Origin of the sequence: Pseudomonas sp. TNT2022 ID642, from assembly GCF_028656995.1 — a bacterium.
Lineage (GTDB): Bacteria > Pseudomonadota > Gammaproteobacteria > Pseudomonadales > Pseudomonadaceae > Aquipseudomonas.
The window spans coordinates 97,730-120,239 of record NZ_JAMDGW010000036.1 but is presented as its reverse complement, the minus strand read 5'-3'; the positions used below and the strand labels follow the sequence as shown (position 1 = coordinate 120,239).

17 protein-coding genes, 1 tRNA gene and 2 pseudogenes are annotated in these 22,510 nt (G+C 59.9%); 7 read left to right on the top strand and 13 right to left on the bottom strand.

The window, feature by feature from the left end:
• Positions 1-26: 26 nt before the first annotated feature.
• From M5G26_RS27290 to M5G26_RS27280, 3 genes are all read right to left on the bottom strand, one after another.
• A complete protein-coding gene (locus tag M5G26_RS27290; RefSeq protein ID WP_273916988.1) occupies positions 27-1,754 on the bottom strand; it encodes a J domain-containing protein in 1,728 nt (575 codons plus the stop codon).
• Positions 1,755-1,765: 11 nt separating this feature from the next.
• Entirely contained in the window at positions 1,766-3,463 is a 1,698-nt protein-coding gene (locus tag M5G26_RS27285; RefSeq protein ID WP_273916987.1) for a molecular chaperone HscC, read from the bottom strand.
• Positions 3,464-3,648: 185 nt separating this feature from the next.
• On the bottom strand, positions 3,649-5,067 hold the full coding sequence (locus M5G26_RS27280) for a short-chain fatty acid transporter (RefSeq protein WP_273916986.1): 1,419 nt from the start codon (positions 5,065-5,067) through the stop codon (positions 3,649-3,651).
• A gap of 351 nt (positions 5,068-5,418) precedes the next feature.
• On the opposite strand from M5G26_RS27280, the gene M5G26_RS27275 reads away from it, so the two are divergent.
• The 5 genes and pseudogenes from M5G26_RS27275 to M5G26_RS27260 all read left to right on the top strand — a co-directional run bounded on the left by M5G26_RS27275 (position 5,419) and on the right by M5G26_RS27260 (position 9,657).
• Positions 5,419-6,732 carry an MFS transporter gene (locus M5G26_RS27275; protein WP_223027341.1) on the top strand — a complete coding sequence of 438 codons (1,314 nt, stop codon included), beginning with the start codon at positions 5,419-5,421 and terminating at the stop codon, positions 6,730-6,732.
• A gap of 68 nt (positions 6,733-6,800) precedes the next feature.
• Positions 6,801-7,625: pseudogene (locus M5G26_RS29700) on the top strand (PAS domain-containing protein); the annotation flags it as partial.
• Positions 7,605-8,165 (top strand): methyl-accepting chemotaxis protein, encoded by a 561-nt coding sequence (locus M5G26_RS29695; RefSeq protein ID WP_371748318.1) that lies wholly within the window; start codon positions 7,605-7,607, stop codon positions 8,163-8,165. The pseudogene M5G26_RS29700 and the gene M5G26_RS29695, both read left to right, overlap by 21 nt.
• Before the next feature lie 183 nt (positions 8,166-8,348).
• Positions 8,349-8,948: a flavin reductase family protein gene (locus M5G26_RS27265; RefSeq protein ID WP_150693124.1), complete on the top strand. Its 600-nt coding sequence runs from the start codon at positions 8,349-8,351 to the stop codon at positions 8,946-8,948.
• A gap of 76 nt (positions 8,949-9,024) precedes the next feature.
• The gene (locus M5G26_RS27260) at positions 9,025-9,657 is read left to right on the top strand and encodes a LysE family translocator (protein WP_273916984.1); all 633 of its coding nucleotides are present in this window, start codon (positions 9,025-9,027) and stop codon (positions 9,655-9,657) included.
• Between the two features lie 39 nt (positions 9,658-9,696).
• On the opposite strand, the gene M5G26_RS27255 is transcribed toward M5G26_RS27260, so the two are convergent.
• The 4 genes and pseudogenes from M5G26_RS27255 to ggt all read right to left on the bottom strand — a co-directional run bounded on the left by M5G26_RS27255 (position 9,697) and on the right by ggt (position 13,495).
• Positions 9,697-10,509, bottom strand: coding sequence for a MerR family transcriptional regulator (locus M5G26_RS27255; RefSeq protein ID WP_273916983.1), 813 nt, complete (start codon positions 10,507-10,509; stop codon positions 9,697-9,699).
• 62 nt (positions 10,510-10,571) lie between these two features.
• Positions 10,572-10,778, bottom strand: a pseudogene (locus tag M5G26_RS27250) (transcriptional regulator); the annotation flags it as partial.
• A gap of 119 nt (positions 10,779-10,897) precedes the next feature.
• Positions 10,898-11,266, bottom strand: coding sequence for a DUF6124 family protein (locus M5G26_RS27245; RefSeq protein WP_273916982.1), 369 nt, complete (start codon positions 11,264-11,266; stop codon positions 10,898-10,900).
• A gap of 396 nt (positions 11,267-11,662) precedes the next feature.
• The gene (gene ggt / locus M5G26_RS27240) at positions 11,663-13,495 is read right to left on the bottom strand and encodes a gamma-glutamyltransferase (RefSeq protein ID WP_273916981.1); all 1,833 of its coding nucleotides are present in this window, start codon (positions 13,493-13,495) and stop codon (positions 11,663-11,665) included.
• Positions 13,496-13,650: 155 nt separating this feature from the next.
• Here ggt and M5G26_RS27235 point away from each other — a divergent pair, with 155 nt between their 5' ends.
• Complete coding sequence (locus tag M5G26_RS27235) at positions 13,651-14,751, top strand: DUF2817 domain-containing protein (protein ID WP_273916980.1); 1,101 nt, start codon at positions 13,651-13,653, stop codon at positions 14,749-14,751.
• A 95-nt stretch (positions 14,752-14,846) separates the two neighbouring features.
• On the opposite strand, the gene M5G26_RS27230 is transcribed toward M5G26_RS27235, so the two are convergent.
• Positions 14,847-14,923, bottom strand: a tRNA-Met gene (locus M5G26_RS27230).
• A gap of 115 nt (positions 14,924-15,038) precedes the next feature.
• The gene (locus M5G26_RS27225; RefSeq protein ID WP_273916979.1) at positions 15,039-17,096 is read right to left on the bottom strand and encodes a methyl-accepting chemotaxis protein; all 2,058 of its coding nucleotides are present in this window, start codon (positions 17,094-17,096) and stop codon (positions 15,039-15,041) included.
• A gap of 440 nt (positions 17,097-17,536) precedes the next feature.
• Between M5G26_RS27225 and M5G26_RS27220 the strand changes: the two genes are divergently transcribed.
• Entirely contained in the window at positions 17,537-18,754 is a 1,218-nt protein-coding gene (locus M5G26_RS27220) for an MFS transporter (protein ID WP_122663044.1), read from the top strand.
• A 156-nt stretch (positions 18,755-18,910) separates the two neighbouring features.
• Here M5G26_RS27220 and ychF read toward each other — a convergent pair whose 3' ends face one another.
• The 4 genes from ychF to M5G26_RS27200 form a co-directional block, all read right to left on the bottom strand.
• Positions 18,911-20,011, bottom strand: a complete 1,101-nt coding sequence (gene ychF / locus M5G26_RS27215; RefSeq protein WP_007912904.1) for a redox-regulated ATPase YchF — start codon at positions 20,009-20,011, stop codon at positions 18,911-18,913.
• Between the two features lie 22 nt (positions 20,012-20,033).
• Positions 20,034-20,618: an aminoacyl-tRNA hydrolase gene (gene pth / locus M5G26_RS27210; protein ID WP_007912902.1), complete on the bottom strand. Its 585-nt coding sequence runs from the start codon at positions 20,616-20,618 to the stop codon at positions 20,034-20,036.
• 171 nt (positions 20,619-20,789) lie between these two features.
• Positions 20,790-21,389 (bottom strand): 50S ribosomal protein L25/general stress protein Ctc, encoded by a 600-nt coding sequence (locus M5G26_RS27205; protein WP_038360906.1) that lies wholly within the window; start codon positions 21,387-21,389, stop codon positions 20,790-20,792.
• A gap of 141 nt (positions 21,390-21,530) precedes the next feature.
• Positions 21,531-22,472 (bottom strand): ribose-phosphate pyrophosphokinase, encoded by a 942-nt coding sequence (locus M5G26_RS27200; protein WP_003171603.1) that lies wholly within the window; start codon positions 22,470-22,472, stop codon positions 21,531-21,533.
• Between the last annotated feature and the right edge of the window lie 38 nt (positions 22,473-22,510).

Sequence of the window (22,510 nt, the reverse complement as noted above, 5' to 3'; positions counted from 1 at the left end):
TGACAGAGCGTTTTGTCGTTGCGCTCCTAGCCGGGCATGAGCTGGGTGAGCGAATAGCCGAGCCTGCTCGCCGCTGTGACGGCGGTCATGACCACCAGAAACAGCAATTGCAGCGGACTGAAGTGCGCCCAATGCAATGCGGTCAGCCAAGGGTGGCGGCTGCTCAGTTCCGGATCGAGCGAACCGATACGGCGTTTGTGCACCAGCCCGATCAGGAGCGTGCCGACATAAGTGAGCGCGCCCAGCGGCCCGAGCATCAGCGAAAACAGCAGCAGCATCACCACCTGCGGAACCCCGTGGCGTATCACCAGCCAGCGCGTGTCAGGGTTCCATTTGCGCGGAATCAGTCCCTCGGTGAGCCACAGATCCGGCACGATCACGTGGGCCGTGAGCACTACCCACCAACTCAATGCAAAGCGAAAAAACCATACCGGTACGCAGGCAAAGATCATCGGAATGAAGATGAGATTGGCGGCATCTTTTTTCTCAATGCCCAGATAGAACAGGCACAGCGCCAAGGCAATTGCCGCCCATACCCGTACCCAGGTCTCGGCGGCGATGGGCCGTGGAAAGAACCGTCGCCAGTAAAAAACATCGGCGTAGGGCAAGCGCGCCAGCAGCTCCGGAAAGCGCCATTTGAGGTTTTCCGACAGATCGTGGCAGGCCTGCCATTCGTTCTGACCAAAACCGTCGATGATCTTCTTCTGCTGCATGGGCTTGAGCGGATTGATCAACAGATGCGCTGCCTGAACGTCGGCCGCCCACGTCCGGTCGCTTTCAGCCTTGGCCCGCAGGTTGTCGTAGAAGCTTTCCTGGTTGCAGCGTTCGATCAACGTTTCCCAGAGCCAGTCCGGTTGCGGGTGCAGGCCTTTGTTGTGATCCCAGCCGAACAGTTGGCCGATGCGGTCGAACAGCGGCACGCTCCACTCAGTGTCATTGAGCAAGTGCAGCAAGGTTTGCTGCCATTGTTCACGGCGATCAAATACCTGCAGCCACGGTTGGGCGCTGTAGCGTTTGAGCAAGTTGAGGAATTCGCGCTCGCTGTGGCTTTCGAGTAGCGCTTGCAGGGCGTTTTGATAATCGGCCATCAGGCTTTCGGCGAGCAGGTCGCGCTGGTGATCACTCATCAGCAATTCTTGCCATGGGCCCAGCCATCCCAGTTGCTCGACGGCCCAGTGCAGCACCGGAGCGCGCAGTTGTGGCTGTTCGAAACACTGTTGCAGCAACAGCCTTTCGAACACTTCGGCGCAGCCTTGCTGTTGCGCCTGATCCCAACGCTCGTCGAGGCTGTCTGGCGACAGGCCTTCGAGCAGTTGCTGTGCGGCTTGCGTTTTAACAGCGTGTGCATCGACATACGTGTCCGCGGCCATGGGCTCGACACGTCGAACCTCGTCCCTCTCGGGCAGCACGAACGGCTCCGGGGCGGCCGGACTGATGGGAGTGAGCTCAGGGGCGGAAAAATCCCACGGCTGTTTTTGCGCTGAGTGTTGAGTGTTCGCCAGCGCAGCATCGAGTGCCAGTGCGGCAAAGGCGCTGGACGCCGTGGCCACGGCGACGTCTTCTTCGTCCGCAGGTTCAGCGTTTTCAAGGCGCCACCGGGCAATCGCCAGCGCTTGTTCGTAGGCTTCGCGCAAGCGCTGGAAACCTTCGGCATCCTCATCGGGGCGGAAGGTTTTCAGCAGGCGCGCATAGGCGCGTTTAATATCGCGGGCTTCAGCGTCATCGTGCAGGTGCAGCACCGACCAGCAATCCATGGCCAGGCTCCTTATTGCCACGGGGTGCGATCGAGTTCGCTCAGGCGTCGGCTCAAGTCGGTGCGCACTTCGCGGATCTGGCGCTCGTCCTGAGACTCGAGCGCAATCTGGAATTGCTTGGCCCAATCGCCCATCAGATCACGCAGATCGCCCAGGCTTTCCTGATAGAGGCGCTCCAGACGAGCACTCAACAGCGTGTTGACCTGTTGCTCGCGCGGATGAATCTTCAACTGCGCGAGGTTCGCCAGGCGCTGCTGGATCTCCTCGGGCGAGAGCACGCCCGGATTGTTCTCGATGACTAGCGAATGCTGCTGCCCGGTCAGGGGGATTTTTACCTGGGCTTCGAGCAGGCCGTTGTTGTCGTAGGTGAAACGCACATCGAGGGCAACTTCGCCGGCCTTGCGTTTCGGCACCTTGATGTCCAGCTCGCCGAGTGCCACGTTGTCTTTGACCAGACGGCTTTCGCCCTGAAAGATCCGCACGACCACCTGTTCCTGATTGTCGTGCAGGGTGTACACGGTTTTCACCCGGCTGACCGGCACGATGCTGTTGCGCTCGATGATCGGCAGGTAGTGGCCGCTCTCATAGTTGCGGCCGACCTGCGTGGAGGTCTCGATGCCCAGCGTGTAGGAGCAGACATCGGTCAACACCACTTCTTCCAGCGCTGCGGCGCGGGCCTTGAGTGCCGCTTGAATGGCCGCGCCCTGGGCCACGACCTGATCCGGGTCGAGAGTGATCGACGGGAAGCGGCCGAACAGCCCGGCGGCGAGTTTGCGTACCAGCGGCATGCGCGTGGTGCCACCGACCAACAGAATCTCGTCGAGGTCGCTGACGCGGATGCGCGCATCGCGCAGCGCCCGTTCAATCGGCGCGCGCAGACGTTCGAGCAGCGGCATGTACAGCGTCGCCAACTGCTGTTGAGTAATGGTGTGCGTCCACTGCCGCTCACCGAGTTGCAAGCGGAATTCGGCGCTGTCGTCCTGACCCAGCGCCTTGCGCACGCGCTCGGCCTCGCGACGCAGCGGCTGGATGACGCTGCTGCGCTCTGGGAAGTCTGCGGCGGAACGGTGCTGGCTGATGAAGTGCTCCAGCAGCACGGTGTCGAAGTCTTCGCCGCCGAGGAAGTTGTCACCGGCACTGGCGCGGACCTCCATCACGCCTTCGAACAACTCCAGAATCGACACGTCGAACGTGCCGCCACCGAGGTCGAACACCAGGAACGAGGTTTCCTTGTCGCGCTGGTGCAGTCCATAGGCGAGGGCGGCGGCGGTCGGCTCGTTGATCAGCTTCTCGACCTTCAGCCCGGCCAGTTCGCCGGCGATGCGCGTGGCTTTGCGTTGAGCGTCGCTGAAGTAGGCCGGGACGCTGATCACGGCTTCGGTGACGGTTTCGCCAAATGCGCGCTCGACGTCTTCTTTCAGACTCTTGAGCACCAAGGCGGAGAGTTCTTCCGGGCGAAACGCCTTGTCAGCCAGGTACGTTTGCGTGGCGCTGCCCATGTGGCGCTTGAACAGCGAAGCGGTCAGGCGCGGATGCGTGTGCAGACGCTCGCGCGCCGCCTGACCCACCAGAATCCGGCCTTGATCATCCAGGCCGACGACGCTTGGTGTCAGGAACTGGCCCAGGGCATTGGGCACCAACTCGGTGGCATCGCCCCGCCAGACGGCGACCAGGCTGTTGGTGGTTCCCAGGTCAATCCCTACGATCATTGCAACGAACTCCCTTTGCGCTTGGTAAAAAATGGAAACATTTATGGGCGCGCAGAATATTACCGAGGGTGCGATGCGGTAAAGCAGGATGATGGCTCTGAGCCATTATTTGCGACAGGCAGCCCGACACACGGTTGTTTCAGGAGAAAAATGCGGGCGCGGCCAGCATGACCGCGCCCGCTTTGTTACGGCATTACTGGCGGCGTATACGCCAGTGTCGTCCCCAGCGCCCACAACAACAGCAGCACCAGCGGCGTGTGCACCAGCAGTTGCACGAAGGAGAAACCGATCAGATCCCGCGCCTTCAGTCCGAGTACGCCCAGCAGCGGCAGCATGTAGAACGGGTTGATCAGGTTCGGCAGCGCTTCGGCCGCGTTGTAGATCTGCACCGCCCAGCCGAGGTGATATTGCAGGTCATTGGCGACCTGCATCACGTACGGCGCTTCGATGATCCACTTGCCGCCACCCGACGGAATGAAGAAACCGAGAATCGCCGAATACACGCCCATCAGCAATGCATAGGTGTCGTGGGAGGCGATGCTGACGAAGAACGTCGAGATGTGGTGCGCCAGCGTCTGCGCATCGGCGCCTTTGACTGTGGTCATCAGCGCGGCAATCGAGCCGTACAGCGGGAACTGGATCAACACGCCGGTGGTGGTCGGCACCGCACGGGCCACGGCATCGAGGAAGCTGCGCGGGCGCCAGTGCAGCAGTGCGCCGAGCATGATGAACAGGAAGTTGTAAGTGTTCAGCCCGGAGATCGCGGTGATCGCCGGTTTGCTCGAGAACTCATGGAACAGCCATCCCGCCGCCAGCAGCACCAGCACAATGATCAGCAGCGGACTGTGTTCCAGCCATTCACCGGGACGCGTACGTGGTTGCAGCGGAGGCAGGTTGAAGGCCGGGTCGACGCCGCAGGCCTTGGCGTCGCGCGCCGAGTTCGGCCCGGGAGCGGTGGCGTAGGCGATGATGATCGAGATCACGATCAGCGCCAGCAACATCACGCCCGATTGCCAGAGGAAAATCGTTTCGGTGAACGGAATCACCCCGGTGATCGACAGGATCGACGGCGGCAGACTGGCCGGGTTGGCTTGCAACTGCGCGGCCGACGACGACAGACCCAGCGCCCACACCGCACCAAGGCCCAGATATGCAGCGGCACCGGCGGCGCGGTAATCCATTTTCAGATCGGTGCGGCGGGCGAGGGCGCGGACCAGCAAACCGCCGAACACCAGCGACAGGCCCCAGTTGAGCAGGGACGCGACCATCGAGATCAGCGCCACCCAGGCCACGGCGGAACGGCCGTTTTTCGGGATACGTGCCAGGCGATCAATCAGTTTCACGGCGGGCGGCGAGCTGGCGACTACGTAACCGCCGATCACCACGAAGGCCATTTGCATGGTGAACGGGATCAGGCTCCAGAACCCGTCGCCGAACGCCATCGCGGCATCGGTGGGTTTGGCGCCCATGGCCATAGTGGCCAGGGCGACGATGATCACGGCCAGCGCGGCGAATACCCAGGAGTCGGGAAACCAGCGTTCGGCAAAGCTTGAACAGCGCAGGGCAAAGCGCGCAGAGCGGCTATCTTCGATATCAACGGCCACAGGAAGTACCTCGGATTTTTTATGGTTATTGTGGTCCGCGGGAACGCCCGCCGATCTCGACAACACAGAGATTCCTGTGGGAGCGAGCCTGCTTGCGAAGAGGTCGGCACATTCAACATCGAGGTTGCCTGAACTGACGCTTTCGCGAGCAGGCTCGCTCCCACATGGGGTTCACTGTGATTGATCGGTGCTGGCGTCGGCCCGCTGGACAGGCATTAACAGTAATTCAACTGCCGGTGCTTTGTGAGCAGGTTTTGCAAAACCGGGACTATGGTCTAACGGGTTGTCCATCCGCGCATTTGCGTAGACCATGGGCGCCTTGGTTTTTTGCCTGTTTCCGAGTTCTTTGCCATGACTGCCCAATCCCCGGCCAAACCCGCTCCGTTCAGCCGTTCCGACTACAAGACCCTCGGCCTTGCGGCCCTTGGCGGCGCGCTGGAAATCTACGATTTCATCATCTTCGTGTTTTTCGCCCTGACCCTCAGCCAGTTGTTCTTCCCGCCGGAAATGCCCGAATGGCTGCGTCTGCTGCAAAGCTTCGGGATTTTCGTCACCGGTTACTTGGCGCGGCCGCTGGGCGGGATTCTGATGGCGCATTTCGCCGACAAACTCGGGCGCAAAAAGGTCTTCAGCCTGAGCATCCTGATGATGGCGCTGCCGTGCCTGCTGATCGGGATCATGCCGACTTATGCCCAGATCGGTTATTTCGCACCGCTGCTTTTGCTGGCGTTGCGCATCCTGCAAGGTGCAGCGGTAGGCGGTGAGGTGCCGAGCGCCTGGGTGTTTGTCGCCGAGCACGCGCCGGCCGGCCATCGCGGTTACGCCCTGGGCTTTTTGCAGGCCGGGCTGACCTTCGGTTACCTGATCGGCGCGTTGACTGCGACGTTTCTCGCACAAGTGTTCACCCCGGCGGAAATCCTCGATTACGCCTGGCGCTATCCGTTCCTGCTCGGTGGTGTGTTCGGCGTGATCGGCGTGTACCTGCGCCGCTGGCTGAGCGAAACCCCTGTGTTCATGGCCATGGAAGCGCAGCGCGAGGCACGGGTCGAGCTGCCCTTGCGCACCGTTCTGCGCGAGCACCGCCTGGCGATGTTGCCGGCGATGCTGCTGACCTGCGTGCTGACCTCGGCGGTGGTGGTGTTCGTCGTCATTACGCCGACCATGATGCAGAAAACCTTCGGCATGACCGCCAGCCACACGTTCGCGCTCAGTGCCTTGGGCATCGTGTTTCTCAATATCGGCTGCGTGATCGCCGGGTTGCTGGTCGATCGTATTGGCGCCTGGCGCACGGTCATGCTCTATAGCCTGTTGCTGCCGCTGGGCATCGGCGTGCTGTATGGCTGCCTGATCATGGGCGGTAACTGGGTAGGCCTGGCTTACGCGGTGGCCGGTCTGGCTTGCGGTGTTGTCGGCGCAGTGCCATCGGTCATGGTCGGGTTGTTCCCGGCACGTATTCGCGTGTCAGGCATTTCCTTTACCTACAACATTGCCTACGCCATTTGGGCCAGTATCACACCGCTGTTGCTGATCGGTCTGATGCCGTGGAGTCCGTGGATCTGTGTGATGTTCTGCGCGGTGATGGGCGTGGTGGGCCTCCTGACGGCGGCGTATTTCGGTGCGCGGATGCCGCGTTCGGGACAGTGTCAGGTGGCCGGAGCTGCGTGACGTTACCGTTCAGAACTATTTTTGACTGACGAGTCGCCTGCGCTCTTCAGAAAAGATTTTCAAGGCCGATGGTTAGGCTGCATCCCGCTTTCTATCCTGCCCATCGGTACTTTCCCATGTTCAACAAACGCCTGAAGCAAGAGCTGGCCGCTCTTCGTGAAGAACTCTCCAGCCTCGTGCAGGTGAAGGAAAGCCTGGAAAGCGAGATGCTGGTGCTGAACCTTGAACCCGACGGGCGCATTCAGTCGGTCAACCAGAACTTCCTCACCGAGATGCTCTACAAGAGTCATGACCTGATCGGTCGGGCGATTGAAGACATCGTCCCGGCCCACGTGAAGTCGGACGAATTCCACCACCGCTTCAAAAACGCCATGAATCGCGGTGAGCATTTCGCCGGTGCCGTGCGCCTGCTGCGTGGCAATGGAGAGGAAGCATGGCTGCGTTCGATCGTGCAACCGGTGCGTTCTTCGGATGGGCGGATCAAGCACATTTCGCTGTTCGCCAGTGACCTGACCCGCACCATCGAAGCCTCCCGTGAACACGAAAACCTGATCGGTGCGTTGGTGCGTTCGACTGCGGTGATCGAGTTCGACCTCAACGGCAATGTGCTCAACGCCAACGATCGCTTCCTCAGCGGCATGGGTTACAGCCTGGCGCAGATCAAGGGCAAACATCACCGCCTGTTCTGCACCCCGGAGGAATACAACAGCGCCGAGTACCAGAACTTCTGGCGCCGTTTGAACAACGGCGAATTCGCCGCTGATCGCTTCAAGCGTGTCGACAGCCATGGTCGTACGGTGTGGCTGGAGGCGTCCTACAACCCTGTGGTCGATGCCAACAACAAACTGTACAAAGTGGTGAAGTTCGCCACCGTGATCACTGATCAGGTCAACCGCGAACAAGCCGTCGCCGACGCGGCGAGCATTGCCTACAGCACCTCGCAGCAAACCGACAGCACCGCCCAGCGCGGTACGACGGTGGTGACTGAAGCAGTCAATGTGATGCGTGATCTGTCGCGGCACATGCAGGCTGCCGGTGAGGGCATCGAGGCACTGAACGAGCAGTCGCAGGTGATCGGCACCATCGTCAAAACCATCAGCGGCATTGCCGAACAGACCAACCTGCTGGCGCTCAACGCTGCCATTGAGGCGGCGCGCGCCGGTGAGCAGGGGCGTGGTTTTGCGGTGGTGGCCGACGAGGTGCGACAACTGGCCTCGCGCACCAGTCAGGCGACTGAAGAGATCGTCACCGTGGTGCGGCAGAACCAGGAAATGGCGCGCAACGCCGTGGCCCTGATGACCGACGGCAAGCTTCAGGCTGAACAAGGCCTGGCGCTGGCGGCAGAGGCGGGCACGGTGATTGTCGAGATTCAGGACGGTGCGCAGAAAGTCGTCAACGCCGTTGGCCAGTTCGCCAACCAACTCTCCCACTGACCTGCACCCAACCCCTGTAGGAGCTGTCGAGTGAAACGAGGCTGCGATCTTTTGATCTTGATTCCGAGGATCAACATCAAGATCAAAAGATCGCAGCGTGCCGCAGCTCCTACAGAGTTTTCACCTGCCTGTATTTCGATGCTGGCGCTACAATCGGCTCCTTTTTCCCCGGAGCAGATTCCTATGAGCGATTCCCACCGCCGCCCGGTGCCCCTGAACAAAGCCTACCGTCTGCTCAACCACGGGCCGACCGTGCTGGTCAGCGCCGCCCACGATGGGCAGCGCAACATCATGGCCGCCGCTTGGGCCATGCCGCTGGATTTCGAACCGCCGAAAGTCGCCGTCGTCCTCGATAAATCGACCTGGACCCGCCAGTTGCTCGAAGCGTCCGGCACCTTCGTGCTCAACGTGCCTTGCGTCAATCAGGCCGACATCGTGCAAACCGTCGGCAATACGTCGGGTCTGGAAATCAGCCAAACCCAAGGGCAAGACAAGTTTCAAGCGTACGGCCTGCAAACCTTCGCAGGCGAACAAGTCGAAGCGCCGCTGCTCGACGGCTGCGTCGCTTGGCTCGAATGCCGTTTGCTGCCGGAGCCGCGCAATCACGAGCAGTACGACCTGTTCCTCGCCGAAGTCATCGCTGCCCATGCTGATGAGCGCGTGTTCAGCGACGGACGCTGGCATTTCGAAGGGCACGATGGTTTACGCACCTTGCACCACGTGGCGGGCGGGCATTTTCTGAAGATTGGTGATGCGGTGGATGGCAAGACGCTAGCGGTCTGAATGACGGCTGATGGCAAAACATTGCCGGATGTTGCAAGGTAGAGGGCATCGTCGAACCCAATCAGGCACATGCCCCATGGATCCTTCCCTTTCGAGTTATCTGGCGCCGCTGCTGTCGTTGGCCCTGTTGTGGACGGTGGCCGTGGTCACGCCCGGCCCGAACTTCTTCAACATCGCGCAACTCGCGGTCAGCCGTTCCCGCCGCCACGGTGTCGTCGCGGCGCTCGGCGTGGCCAGCGGAACCGTGTTGTGGGGGCTGGCGGGTGGCCTGGGCATTCAGTCGCTGTTCAGCGCCGCACCAGCGCTGTACTTTAGCTTCAAGATTGCCGGTGGCTGCTACCTGATCTACCTCGGACTCAAGCAGTTCAAGCGCAAGGCGCCGATCGTCCCGGGCACGCTGGATGACTCGCAGCAAACGTTGCTCGGCGCTTACGGTCTGGGCTTTCTGGGCAACATGACCAACCCCAAATCCGCATTATTTGTCGCCACCATTTTCGCCACCGCCATGCCGGCTCACATCCCACCGCTGTTGCTGGCGCTGGCAGTCATGACCATGGCGACGCTGTCGTTCAGTTGGTATTGCTGCGTGGCGCTGTTCTTCGCCAGTCGGCGGATCGCCGGTGTGTATGAGCGTTCGCGGCAATGGCTGGATCGCTTGGCCGGTGGTTGTTATCTGCTGTTTGGTGCGCATCTGGTGGCGAATCGCTGATCGTGAACAAGGCTGCGTTTGCAGCCTTGTTCACGACCATCAGTCTTTCAGCGGAATGTACAACTCGACCACGCTGCGCGGGTCCATCGGACCGAAGAACCGCTCGCCGCAATACTCGAATTCAATTCCTTCGTCTGGCGCCATGCCGGCGGCGGGCAGCCATTCACTGTAAGCGGCGCGAAAGGTTTCCGGCAGCGTTGTGACTGTTCCGTGGTGCTCCACGCGGGCATAACGACGAGCCGGTATCTGCAATTCGACCATGCCAGAAATCAGCGGGGCACTGTGTCCCACCGGCAGGCCGGCGATGTAGCGCCATTGACCGTCTTCCAGCGGCTGGCACACGCCGAAAGTGCCGAGCGGTTCATGCAGACGGTCGATCTCTTCTTCCCGTGGTACAAACCGCTGCCACATGTCGGCGATGGTGCCTTCGTCATCTTGTTGCCAGGTCATGCCCATGATTCGCAGGGCGGGATAGTCGACACGTGCAGGCGTTTGCATGGCCGGCAGCGGCCGGTCCGGTTGTGCAAGATATCGGTTCAATTGCCCTAAAACGTTTTCGCTGCGCTGGATATCAGCCCTCAATTGCTGCGCATGCTTTTCGAGGGTTTCACGCAGATTGACGACACTGTCCAGCCCGCCATTGGCGGACAAGACTTTGATCTCGTCGAGCCCCATGCCCAACTGTTTGAGCCAGATGATTCGGCCAAGCGTGACGATTTGCTCCGGGCGATAGTAGCGATAACCGTTGTCTCGCCCGGTGGCTGCCGGGCTGAACAAACCAATGCTGTCGTAATGACGCAATGTCTTGGTGGTGAGCCCGTGGCAGCGGGCCATTTGTCCGATGGTAAGCATGAACCTCTCCTGTTGGCTGCTTGGACTCAACGGTAAAGCTTGCCCCAAGGGCAAACTCAATCCCCTGATTGTTCCATCCGGAATTTGAATGCTTCGGTCGGGTTGTAGCGCGGAAATTGCTTGGTTTCGTAAGCTTCGATCAAGATGATCATTGCCTCGAAGTAGTTACCTTTCGGGGAGTTACGTTCCGGTTCATTGTCGAAAAGCGCAGAAACGTCTTGCAGCGCCGCACGGTAGTCTTCTTCGGTATGAATCGGAAGTATGTTCATGAGGTGCTCTGATTTCAGCGGGCGATGACTCCGGCTTGTGGTGCCCCCTCGCCCGATCTTTGGCTACAAGAAAAATCCGATGCCTGTGCGGGCATCGGATTTTTTATACGCCGAAGTAATTATGCAGTCGGCTGAACGTTATCCAGCGCCTGATTCACCGCCAGCTCACTCAGCATGACGATTTGCGCGATACCCAGCGCGGTCTTGCGGTGCGCGGTATCCAGCACGGCGGCGAAATTGTTGAGCATCTCGGTGACCGAACCCAAGGATTCACTGGCATTGGCCAGCAGCGATTCGGTGTCGTAAACCGGGTTGGCGAGGTACATGGGTTCAGCTACGCGGGCGGACGCCATGATGTGAATGGTCGGTTTGAGGTAGTGGTCGAGCGCGCGGTCCGCCGCTTCGTTGAGTTTTTTGCTGTCGATGGTTGCGTACGGGGATGTTGGGTCGGTGTCTGTTTCGGGGGGATTGGGTGTTGGTTTTTTCATGGTGTTCTCCGATCAGGATTGGAGCTGGCCGATTCGGTTTCCGAACGAATAGGTGGCAGCTGTGCGCAGGTTGGAAACCCGGGGAACGGAGAACCCGGTTGACCCGAAGGTCTCCCGCGCACAGCCGCCATAACGGAGTGCACACCATGAAGGTGCGCAAGGATACGTTATGAAAGGCGCTTGTGCGCTCGGTTCTACTCGGGGTTTCCAATCCCGGTCACTGAATTGGCAGCGACGAGTACAGGCTAGAGAGCTGACGTCCGACGGACAACCTGAAAACCTTGTGGGACGGTTCTCTGTTTACCTCGCAGCCTTTAAACATCCCGATTTGAAATACGCAGTGTGCTAAACAAAAGGCCTACCTCACGGTAAGCCTTTTCTCTTTGCGTCCTAGCCTCAATCCCCCAACGCTTCGCCTTCACGCCGTGGATCCGCGCCGCCTTCCAACGACGCTTTCCCCTGTGCATCCTTGACCCGCACGATGGCCTGGGTGCCGCTGGTCATGTCGATTTCATTCACCGCATGCCCTTTGTCTTTCAGCGCCTGAATCAGCGCCGGGCTGAACTGGCCTTGTTCCAGTTCTGTCGGGCCGTTGCGGCTGCCGAAGTTGGGCAGGCTGATGGCGCTTTGCGGGTCGAGGTTCCAGTCGAGCAGGCCGACGGTGGTTTTCGCCACGTATTCGATGATTTGCGAACCGCCGGGCGAGCCGACCGTGGCGACGAATTCGCCGCTGTGGCGATCAAAGATCAGCGTTGGCGCCATCGACGAGCGTGGACGTTTGCCAGGTTCGACGCGGTTGGCAACTTTCTGGCCATTCTCTTCGGGGATGAACGAGAAGTCGGTCATCTGGTTGTTCAGCAAGAAGCCCTGAACCATCAGGTGCGAGCCGAACGCGGCTTCGATGGTGGTGGTCATCGACACGGCGCCGCCGAGGTCATCCACCGCGACCACTTGCGAGGTGGAGATGCGCAGCGGCGAACGGTCCGGGGCGTAGGCAACCTGCACACCCGGTGGCGTGCCCGGTTTGGCGCTGCCCATGCTGCGTTCGCCGATCAGGCTGGCGCGGCTGGCCAGATAACCCGAGTCGACCAGGCCTTTGACCGGCACTGGCACGAAGTCGGTGTCGGCGACGTATTGCGCGCGGTCGGCGTAGGCCAGACGTTCGGCTTCGGCGATCAAATGCACAGCCTCTGGCGCCGGTTCGATGCCAGCCGGTTTGTCAGTTTTCACCGGTTTGAGCGGTGTCAGCGAAAGACGTGGATCGCGGGTTTCCAGCGCCTGCAACGTACCGAGAATCTGCGCCACGGCGATCCCGCCCGACGACGGAGGCGGCATGCCGCAGACCTGCCAGCGTTTGTAATCGGTGCACAGCGGCGCACGTTCCTTGGCCTGGTAGCGCTGCAGATCGTTCAGCGACAGGCTGCCGGGGTTGGCGTGGTCTTGCACTTTGGCGACGATTTCTTCGGCGATCGGGCCTTTGTACAGTGCGTCCGCACCTTCGTTGGCGATGCGTTTGAGCACGGCGGCCAATGCCGGGTTTTGCAGGCGCGTGCCGACGGCTTTGACGCTGCCATCGGCGTTCAGGAAATACTTGGCCATGTCCTGCGACTGGCGGATGACTGGATCTGATTCCAGCAGCGAGTGCAAACGCGCAGATATCGCAAAGCCTTGCTCGGACAGTTTGATCGCCGGTTCAAACAGCTTCGCCCACGGCAGGCGACCGTGTTGTTTGTGTGCCATCTCCAGCGCGCGCAACACGCCCGGTGTACCGACCGAGCGACCGCCGATCTGCGCCTGCGGGAACGACATCGGCTGACCATCGGCACGCAAGAACAGCTTATCGGTGGCGCCGGCCGGTGCGGTTTCGCGGCCGTCATACGTGCGCACTTGTTTGCCGTCCCACAAGACGATCATAGCGCCGCCGCCGATCCCGGAAGACTGCGGCTCAACCAGGGTAAGCACCGCTTGCATCGCAATCGCCGCATCAATCGCCGAACCGCCCTGACGCAGCATCTCGCGCCCGGCCTCAGCAGCCAGTGGATTGGCAGCGGCGGCCATGTGTTGGCTGGCGTGACGGGTTTGCAGATCGGTGCGGAAACCGGACGCGGCTTCCGGGGCCAGCGGCAAGGTCGAGGAGGGCGGGGCGTTGCACGCGGTGAGGGTCAGGGCGCTGATGATCAGCGTCAGGGCTGGCAGGCGAAAGCGTCTCAAGGGCAAGGCTGAAAACACGCGGGCTCTCCGTCCGTGGGATAAAAAGTCTGTGGGACTTTATCGGCCGACCGTGCAGGACGCAAACCGCCGGTATGTTTCTCCTTCATGCCTTTCCGAATTTTCTGTAGGGTCAGTGGCAATCGTGAAGCCAGAACAATCCACAAGAGGCCAGCATGCACAGCGAGTTTCCCACCGAGTCCAGTTATCGCCATCAGCGCGAACAGTTTCTTGCCGCCGCGACCGCTGCCGGCGCAACCCTGACTTCTTATGCGCATCCACGCAGCGGGCCGTTTGGCGTGCCGTTGAGCACCGACGTTGCCGTGCTCGGTGATCCGCAGGCGAAGCGGCGTCTGGTGGCGCTGAGCGGTACGCACGGGGTGGAGGGTTATTACGGCTCCGACTGTCAGATCGACTGGCTGAAAACCTTCGTGCCGGGTTCGCTGCCCAAGGATGTTGCCGTGGTGATGGTTCACCTGATCAATCCCTGGGGCACGGCGTGGTTGCGGCGGGTCAACGAAGACAACATCGACCTCAATCGCAATCACCTGGATTTCACCGGGCCGCTACCGGATAACCGCGCTTACGCCGCACTGCATGAAATCTACGCCTGCCGCGACCTGAACGGCCCCGAGCGACAACGCGCCGATGCCTTGCTGGCTGCGCAGATCGCTGAGCATGGTTGGCCGGCGGTGATGTCGATCGTCGAGGGAGGCCAGCACAGCCATCCCGATGGATTGTTTTACGGTGGCCGCGCGCCGAGCTGGTCGAATCGCACGTTGCATCAAATCATCGAAGCGCATCTGGCTGGCGCTGAAACGCTGATGTGCTTCGACCTGCACACCGGCGCTGGCGAGTACGGCCACCCAATGTTGCTCACCATCACCCAAGCGCCTTACCCGGCACTTGCGCAGGCCCAGGCGATCTACGGCCCATGGCTCTACACGCTGCACACCGGCGCCGACACCCTGAGCGAAACCGGTGTGGCGGCGACGGCTACCGGGTACACCTCGCAGGCGCTGCTCAATGCGTTGCCGGGCGTGCAACTGATGCCGTTTGTGATCGAGTGTGGGACGTATCCGGGTCCGGATGTGCATCGGCATTTGCGTGATGACCATTGGCTGCATCTGCATGGCGATCCGCTGGATGCGACGGGGCGGAGGATCAAGTTGAATCTGCTGGAGCAGTTTTATCCGGCGGATCCGGATTGGCGGGCGATGGTGGGGTTGCGGACTCGGCAGATCTGGGTGAAAGGGTTGGCGGCGCTGACAGGCTGAAAACCAGATGAGGGGAGAAATCCCCCATCACGAAATCGCACTTTTCTCGAGGCATAAAAAAACGGCCTACCTTTCGGTAAGCCGTTTTTAGTACTTGGTGGCTACACAGGGACTTGAACCCCGGACCCCAGCATTATGAATGCTATGCTCTAACCAACTGAGCTATGTAGCCAAGTGGCGCGCATTATTCCCCTGAAATGGAAAAGCGTCAAGCGTAAATTTAAAATATTTCTTCTTATTTTCAACCGCTTATCCTCCAGCCCGGAAAATCCGGGCCGGACGGGGCATCAACGCAGCTGAAATCTTGCCGTATTGGCGCTCAAGGCGTGGCTGCCCTGACTCAGGGTATCCGCCGCGAGGTTCACCGCCCGTGCGCCTTCAAGCAAACGCACGGCCGCCTGATCGACCTGCTGGATATTGCCGCTGACCTCATCGGCGGTGCTGGCCTGTTCCTCAACCGCCGTGGCGATCTGCGCCAACGTGTCGGTAACGCTCTGCACGGCGCTGGCGATTTCACCCAAACGTTCACCGAGACCAGTGACCGACTCGGCATCGGTTTGCGCCTGGCCGCATGCAGCTTCCATCAAACTCACGGCTTCGTTGACCGTGGCGCGCAAACTGTCGACCGTGCCGGCGATCTGCGCGGTGGATGACTGCGTGCGTTGCGACAGGCTGCGCACCTCATCGGCTACTACGGCAAAGCCGCGACCCTGTTCACCCGCACGAGCAGCCTCGATGGCTGCGTTGAGCGCCAGCAGGTTGGTCTGTTCGGCAACACCGCGAATAGTGTCGACCACCAATTGAATCTGCTGACCTTGTTCACTGACCCGACCCAACGCTGCAGCCGTTTCATTCAAGCGCTGATTGAGCTGCTGAATACTCGCCGTGGTGCGCTGGCTGTCGCGGCTGCTGTCAGCAGCAATGCGCCGGGTGTGCTGAGCGCTGCCTGAGGCCTGTTCGCAGCTTTGCGCCACACCTTGCGACGTTGCGGCCAATTGCGTGGCGGCTGCGGCGATCTGGCTGATCTGCAACTGTTGCGCTTCGACTTCGCCGAGGGCGCCGCTGGAGTGTTCGTTGAGGCTGCGTACCGCGTTGCTCAGTTGCGAGGTCTCGTGATCGACGCCAAGCATGCTCGTGCGCAGTTGCACCACGGCAACGTTGAGCGCAGTGCTGATCGCCGCCAATTCATCGCGGCCTACCACCGGCACTTGCAGGCTGAGGTTGCCATCGCGCAGGGCTTCGGCGAGCAGGGTGATGCCGCTGGCACTGCGACGGATCGAGGCTTGCAGGCAGACGAACAAATACAGCGCCGCGAGCAGCAGGCAGCCGAAGATTGTGGCGACGATGATGAATTGGCGAATCGCCGAGCTGTGGTAGGCATCGAGTCGCTGATCCAGCGAGACCAGCGATTGCTGGCGCAGGGCGGCGAGGTCGGTCAGCAGCGCATCGAGGCTACGTTCGAATTCTTCCGGTTTGAGATTGATAGAGCCGCCGAACACGCCGTCGTCCAACACCTTCAGACCGCTGTCGAGGTTTTTGAGGCTGTCGTGGTATTGGCTGGCCCAGCTCTGCTGATCTTTCGGCAGGCGTGCTTCGAGCAGCGTGGCGGTTTTCACCAGTTGCTCGCGGGCATCGCCGATGCGGCTGCGCAGGTCGCGCAATTGCAGACGGCTTTGCAGGGTGAATTGGCCGGAGACAACCGATGCCTGGCCGACTGCAGCGAGGCGTCCGACCCGTTCGATCAGATCCGGCGCGTGTTGCGTGGAAATTTGCGTCAGCAGATAGGTTTCCAGCCACGGCGCGAGGGTCAGGCGATTGTCCATGACGATTTGTTCGCGCAACGCTTGCAGGGCGCTGAGGGCGTTGGTGAAACGGTCGTAACCGTCCGGCCACCAGCCGACGCCGCTGAGGCTTTTCGAATCCAGACCATTGAGTGCGGTTTGCAGCGCTTGATAGCGGGTGAGGGTTTCGCCTTCGGCACCTTCTTTTTTCAGCGCGTTGCCCAAATCTGTAGTGGCTTGCTGCACGGCCGGTTGCACCGCGTCGAACGCGCCCATGGCGGCAAGCGTGGCCGGTGTCGGCTGGCGATTGGTTTCCGTGGCGCGCCAGCGGGCAGCGCGATCGCGCTGGGCGGCGAGCAGGTTGTCCAGCGCATCCAGCGCGAGCAACTGGCGTACGCCGGCGCGTTCGCCGGAAATCAGATTGAGTTTGTCGCGATAGTCCTGGCCGATCATCAACAGGCTGCCGGCCAACGGCAGAATGAACAGCAGAAACAACAACTGGAATTTACCTGCGAAGCCAAACCGCCCCAGCAATTTGATCCCCGGTGAAAGGAAAGCCTGCATGCCCCATGACTCCTCTGGACACCACGCACCAATGGCGTGCATCGCGGTCGTTGGACGTTGATGTTGTGCCCTGCTAAAAGGCCTCGAAAGTTCACTCTCGCCCGCTCTGTAGGCCGGCTCTGTAGCGAAACTTCCCATTGTCGGTCGCCTTTGTAAGGCGCCCGCGTTCAAGGGGAGAAGCAAGGCAAGATTCAGACCATGGCGTTGCGCTATCACCTTGCCGAACACCCTGCCCCTGTAGGAGCTGCCGCAGGCTGCGATCTTTTGATCTTGATCTTAAAAACAAAGATCAAAAGATCGCAGCCTGCGGCAGCTCCTACAGGGATTGATCTGTGATTCAGTTGGTTAGTTAGCTGGCTAAGGGGATGGCGCTGGCGCACCGAAAAATGGCACATTGACGCACCTGCCTGTGTGCACCCATCTGCTGTCCGGAATCTTCCATGGCTATCAGCAACGTTCAGACCGCCGCTGCCTCGGCGCCCGCTGCTCCGCAAAGCAGTCCTTTGGTGATGCGTATCATCGGCGCGGTGGCGCTGGCGCATTTGATCAACGACCTGATCCAGTCGGTGCTGCCGTCGATCTACCCGATGCTCAAGGCCAATTACGGCCTGACGTTCACTCAGGTCGGCTTGATCACTTTGACCTTTCAACTGACTGCGTCGCTGTTGCAGCCGTGGGTCGGTTATCACACCGATCGGCATCCAAAACCGTGGCTGTTGCCGGCCGGTTCGATTTGCACGCTGATTGGCATCGTGATGATGTCGATGGTCGGCAGTTTCCCGTTGATTCTGCTGGCGGCGGCGCTGATCGGAATCGGTTCCTCGACGTTCCACCCCGAGGCTTCGCGGATTGCGCGACTGGCCTCGGGCGGACGCTTTGGTCTGGCGCAATCGACCTTCCAGGTCGGTGGTAACGCCGGTTCCGCGTTCGGTCCGTTGCTGGCGGCGGCGATCATCATCCCGTTCGGCCAAGGCAATGTGGCGTGGTTCGGTTTGTTCGCGGTGTTTGCGCTGTTCGTGCTGTACCGCATCAGTCGCTGGTACGCCCATCACCTCAATCTGTTCAAGCTCAAGGCCGGTCAGGCGGCGACTCACGGTCTGTCGAAGGGCAGGGTGACCAGTGCGTTGGTGGTGCTGGGGCTGTTGGTGTTCTCCAAGTATTTCTACATGGCCAGCCTGACCAGTTACTTCACGTTCTACCTGATCGAGAAGTTCGATTTGTCGGTGGCCAGCTCGCAGTTGCACCTGTTCCTGTTTCTCGGTGCGGTAGCGGCGGGGACGTTCTTCGGCGGGCCGATCGGCGACAAGATCGGGCGTAAGGCGGTGATCTGGTTCTCGATCCTCGGCGTGGCACCGTTCACGCTGCTCATGCCTCACGTTGACCTGTTCTGGACCAGCGTCCTCAGCGTGGTGATCGGCTTCATTCTGGCTTCGGCGTTCTCGGCGATTGTGGTGTACGCGCAAGAACTGGTGCCGGGCAATGTCGGGATGATTGCCGGAATCTTCTTCGGTCTGATGTTTGGTTTTGGTGGGATTGGCGCGGCGTTGCTCGGGCATCTGGCGGATATTCACGGGATTGAGTACGTGTATTTCCTGTGTTCGTTCCTGCCACTATTTGGCGTGCTGGCGATTTTCCTGCCGCGCACCAAAAAGACCTAAGATCAAAAGATCGTCCGATCGCGGCCCGAGCCTTCGGCAGCTCCTACATGGGATTGATGTACACCTGTAGGAGCTGCCGAAGGCTGCGATCTTTTAACAATCTGCCAGGCACAAAAAAGCCGCGTATCAAACGCGGCTTTTTCTTCGGCGTAACGCTTACACGTTGAAGCGGAAGTGCATCACGTCGCCGTCTTTGACGATGTAATCCTTGCCTTCCAGACGCCATTTACCGGCTTCTTTGGTACCGGCTTCGCCCTTGTACTGAATGAAGTCGTTGTAGGCGATGACTTCGGCGCGGATGAAGCCCTTCTCGAAGTCGGTGTGGATCACGCCGGCAGCCTGAGGTGCGGTGGCACCGACTTTGACGGTCCAGGCGCGGACTTCTTCGACACCGGCGGTGAAGTAGGTCTGCAGGTGCAGCATTTCGTAGCCGGCGCGGATCACGCGGTTCAGGCCAGGCTCTTCCAGGCCCAGGGCCTCGAGGAACATGTCTTTTTCTTCGCCGTCATCGAGCTCAGCGATTTCCGCTTCGATCTTGTTGCAGACCGGAACGACCATCGCGCCTTCTTCTTCGGCAATGGCACGAACCACGTCCAGGTGCGGGTTGTTCTCGAAACCGTCTTCAGCGACGTTGGCGATGTACATGACCGGTTTGGTGGTCAGCAGGTGGAAGCCCTTGATCACTGCTTTTTCGTCAGCGCTCATGTTCTTCATCAGGCTGCGTGCAGGCTTGGCTTCGGTGAAGTGCGCGATCAGTTGCTCCAGCAGAGCTTTCTGAACCACGGCGTCCTTGTCACCACCTTTGGCGTTACGCGCAACTTTCTGCAGTTGCTTCTCGCAGCTGTCGAGGTCGGCGAAGATCAGTTCCAGGTCGATGATTTCGATGTCGCGTTTCGGGTCAACGCTGTTGGAAACGTGGATCACGTTTTCGTCTTCGAAGCAGCGCACCACGTGAGCGATCGCGTCAGTCTCACGGATGTTGGCGAGGAACTTGTTGCCCAGACCTTCACCTTTCGAGGCGCCGGCAACCAGGCCTGCGATGTCGACGAATTCCATGGTGGTCGGCAGGATGCGCTTCGGATTGACGATGGCCGCCAGGGCTTCCAGACGCGGATCCGGCATCGGCACGATGCCGCTGTTCGGCTCGATGGTGCAGAAGGGGAAGTTCTCGGCCGCGATACCGGATTTGGTCAGGGCGTTGAACAGGGTGGACTTGCCGACGTTAGGCAGGCCGACGATGCCGCAATTGAATCCCATGGTGTTTCCCCTCGGAGTAGAGTCAGGCCTTCTGGCTGTGCAGGTTTTTCATCGCGCGGTTCCATTCACCGGCGAGGATATCCGGCAGCACGCCGAGGGCAAAGTCGATGCTGGCATCGAGTTTTTCCTGTTCGGCGCGTGGCGCACGACCCAGGACGAAATTTGAAACCATACTGGCGACGCCCGGGTGGCCAATGCCAAGCCGCAGGCGGTAGAACGTATTCTGATTGCCCAGTTGCGCAATGATGTCGCGCAACCCGTTGTGACCGCCATGGCCGCCGCCCTGCTTGAGCTTGGCAACGCCCGGAGGCAAGTCGAGTTCGTCGTGCGCCACGAGGATTTCTTCAGGCTTGATGCGGAAGAAACCGGCGAGTGCCGCCACGGCCTGGCCGCTGCGGTTCATGTAGGTGGTGGGAATCAGCAGACGAACATCCTGACCCTGATGCGAATAGCGCCCGGTCAGGCCGAAATATTTGCGATCGGCGACAAGGTTGACACCTTGTGCGTCAGCGATGCGCTCAACAAAAAGGGCCCCTGCGTTATGCCGGGTCTGGTCGTATTCGGCGCCTGGATTTCCCAGGCCAACGATCAGTTTGATGGCAGTCACGATAGGGGCCCTTCCTTAGAGTGGTGGGTAACATCGCCGCGATCAGGCAAAGCGGCGAAAGTGGACGAAAAATGCTCATTTACCATGGATGTAAACTCCGCGTTCTCGCCCGCTTTCTCGCTACGTTCCAGTCCGCGATGTTACTTGCTCACTCAGGCATGACAGAGTGAATTACTCTGCTGCGCCTTCTTCAGCTTCTGGAGCAACGCGTGGAGCGTGTACGTTTGCAACAGCTTTGTCGTCACCGTGAGCCAGTGCAACGAACTCAACGCCTTTAGGAGCTTTGAGGTCGGACAGGTGGACGATTGCGCCGATTTCCAGAGCCGACAGGTCGACTTCGATGAACTCAGGCAGATCTTTCGGCAGGCAAGTTACTTCGATTTCGTTCAGGACGTGCGAGATCTCGCCGCCTTTCTTGATCGGAGCTTCTTCACCAACAAAGTGCACAGGCACGATAGCGGTCAGTTTCTGGCCGGCTACGACGCGTACGAAGTCAGCGTGCATAACGTGACCCTTGGACGGGTGACGTTGCAGAGCTTTGATGATGACGTTCTGCTTTTTGCCGCCAACGTTCAGTTCGATAACGTGGCTGTAGGCAGCTTCGTTTTCGAGCAGTTTGGCAACTTCTTTAGCCAGCATGCTGATGGATTCAGGGGCTTTTTCGCCACCGTAAACTACAGCTGGAACCAGGCTAGCGATACGACGCAGGCGGCGGCTCGCACCTTTCCCCAGGTCGGAACGCACTTCAGCATTCAGAGTAAAATCGTTCATTTTGTATCTCCAAAATAGCCATGACCGAGTGGCGTTTGCGACCAGCGCCAAACACGGTATGGGCAAAAAAGCCCCGCCCCGGCAGGAATGCCGGGGCGGGGCGCTTTTCGTCAACGAGACATTTCGCGAAGGGCAGGGCCCTTAACGGAACATCGCGCTGATCGATTCTTCATTGCTGATGCGGCGAACCGCTTCGGCAACAACCGGTGCGATATCCAGTTGACGGATACGTGCACAGGCTTGTGCTGCAGCGGACAGCGGGATGGTGTTGGTCACCACCAGCTCGTCCAGCACGGAATTTTCGATATTCTCGATGGCCCGACCCGACAGCACAGGGTGTGTGCAGTAGGCAAAGACCTTGGCTGCGCCATGCTCTTTCAGGGCCTTGGCCGCGTGGCACAGAGTGCCGGCGGTATCGACCATGTCATCGACCAGAATGCAGGTACGCCCTTCGACATCACCGATGATATGCATCACTTCAGAGTGATTGGCTTTCTCACGGCGTTTGTCGATGATCCCGAGATCCACGCCCAGGGATTTGGCAACGGCACGTGCACGCACGACGCCACCAATGTCCGGGGAAACGATCATCAGGTTTTCGAAGCGCTGATCTTCAATGTCATCCACCAGAACCGGGGAGCCGTAGATGTTATCTACCGGAATATCGAAGAAACCCTGAATCTGGTCAGCATGCAGATCAACCGTGAGAACACGGTCGATGCCGACTACGGTAAGCATGTCAGCAACGACTTTCGCGCTGATAGCTACACGTGCGGAACGCGGACGGCGATCCTGACGGGCATAACCAAAATAAGGAATAACAGCAGTGATACGAGTAGCCGAGGAGCGGCGGAAGGCATCAGCCATCACTACCAGTTCCATCAGGTTATCGTTGGTCGGAGCGCAAGTCGGCTGAATAATGAAAACGTCTTTACCGCGAACGTTTTCATTGATCTCGGCAGTAATTTCGCCGTCGGAGAACTTACCGACAGAGATGTCACCGAGAGGGATATGCAGCTGACGTACGACACGCCGAGCCAGATCGGGGTTAGCGTTCCCCGTAAAGACCATCATCTTGGACACGCGCAGTACCTAGAGGCTGAGGGTAACCTGGATGAGTA

Coding starts and splice junctions, on each gene's coding strand:
- M5G26_RS27245 (WP_273916982.1), bottom strand. CDS start 11,266: ATGAAAAAACCAACACCCAATCCCCCCGAAACAGACACCGACCCAACA.
- ychF (WP_007912904.1), bottom strand. CDS start 20,011: ATGGGATTCAATTGCGGCATCGTCGGCCTGCCTAACGTCGGCAAGTCC.
- M5G26_RS27225 (WP_273916979.1), bottom strand. CDS start 17,096: ATGCAGGCTTTCCTTTCACCGGGGATCAAATTGCTGGGGCGGTTTGGC.
- M5G26_RS27220 (WP_122663044.1), top strand. CDS start 17,537: ATGGCTATCAGCAACGTTCAGACCGCCGCTGCCTCGGCGCCCGCTGCT.
- M5G26_RS27290 (WP_273916988.1), bottom strand. CDS start 1,754: ATGGATTGCTGGTCGGTGCTGCACCTGCACGATGACGCTGAAGCCCGC.
- M5G26_RS27285 (WP_273916987.1), bottom strand. CDS start 3,463: ATGATCGTAGGGATTGACCTGGGAACCACCAACAGCCTGGTCGCCGTC.
- M5G26_RS27255 (WP_273916983.1), bottom strand. CDS start 10,509: ATGCTTACCATCGGACAAATGGCCCGCTGCCACGGGCTCACCACCAAG.
- M5G26_RS27235 (WP_273916980.1), top strand. CDS start 13,651: ATGCACAGCGAGTTTCCCACCGAGTCCAGTTATCGCCATCAGCGCGAA.
- M5G26_RS27275 (WP_223027341.1), top strand. CDS start 5,419: ATGACTGCCCAATCCCCGGCCAAACCCGCTCCGTTCAGCCGTTCCGAC.
- M5G26_RS27265 (WP_150693124.1), top strand. CDS start 8,349: ATGAGCGATTCCCACCGCCGCCCGGTGCCCCTGAACAAAGCCTACCGT.
- M5G26_RS27205 (WP_038360906.1), bottom strand. CDS start 21,389: ATGAACGATTTTACTCTGAATGCTGAAGTGCGTTCCGACCTGGGGAAA.
- M5G26_RS27260 (WP_273916984.1), top strand. CDS start 9,025: ATGGATCCTTCCCTTTCGAGTTATCTGGCGCCGCTGCTGTCGTTGGCC.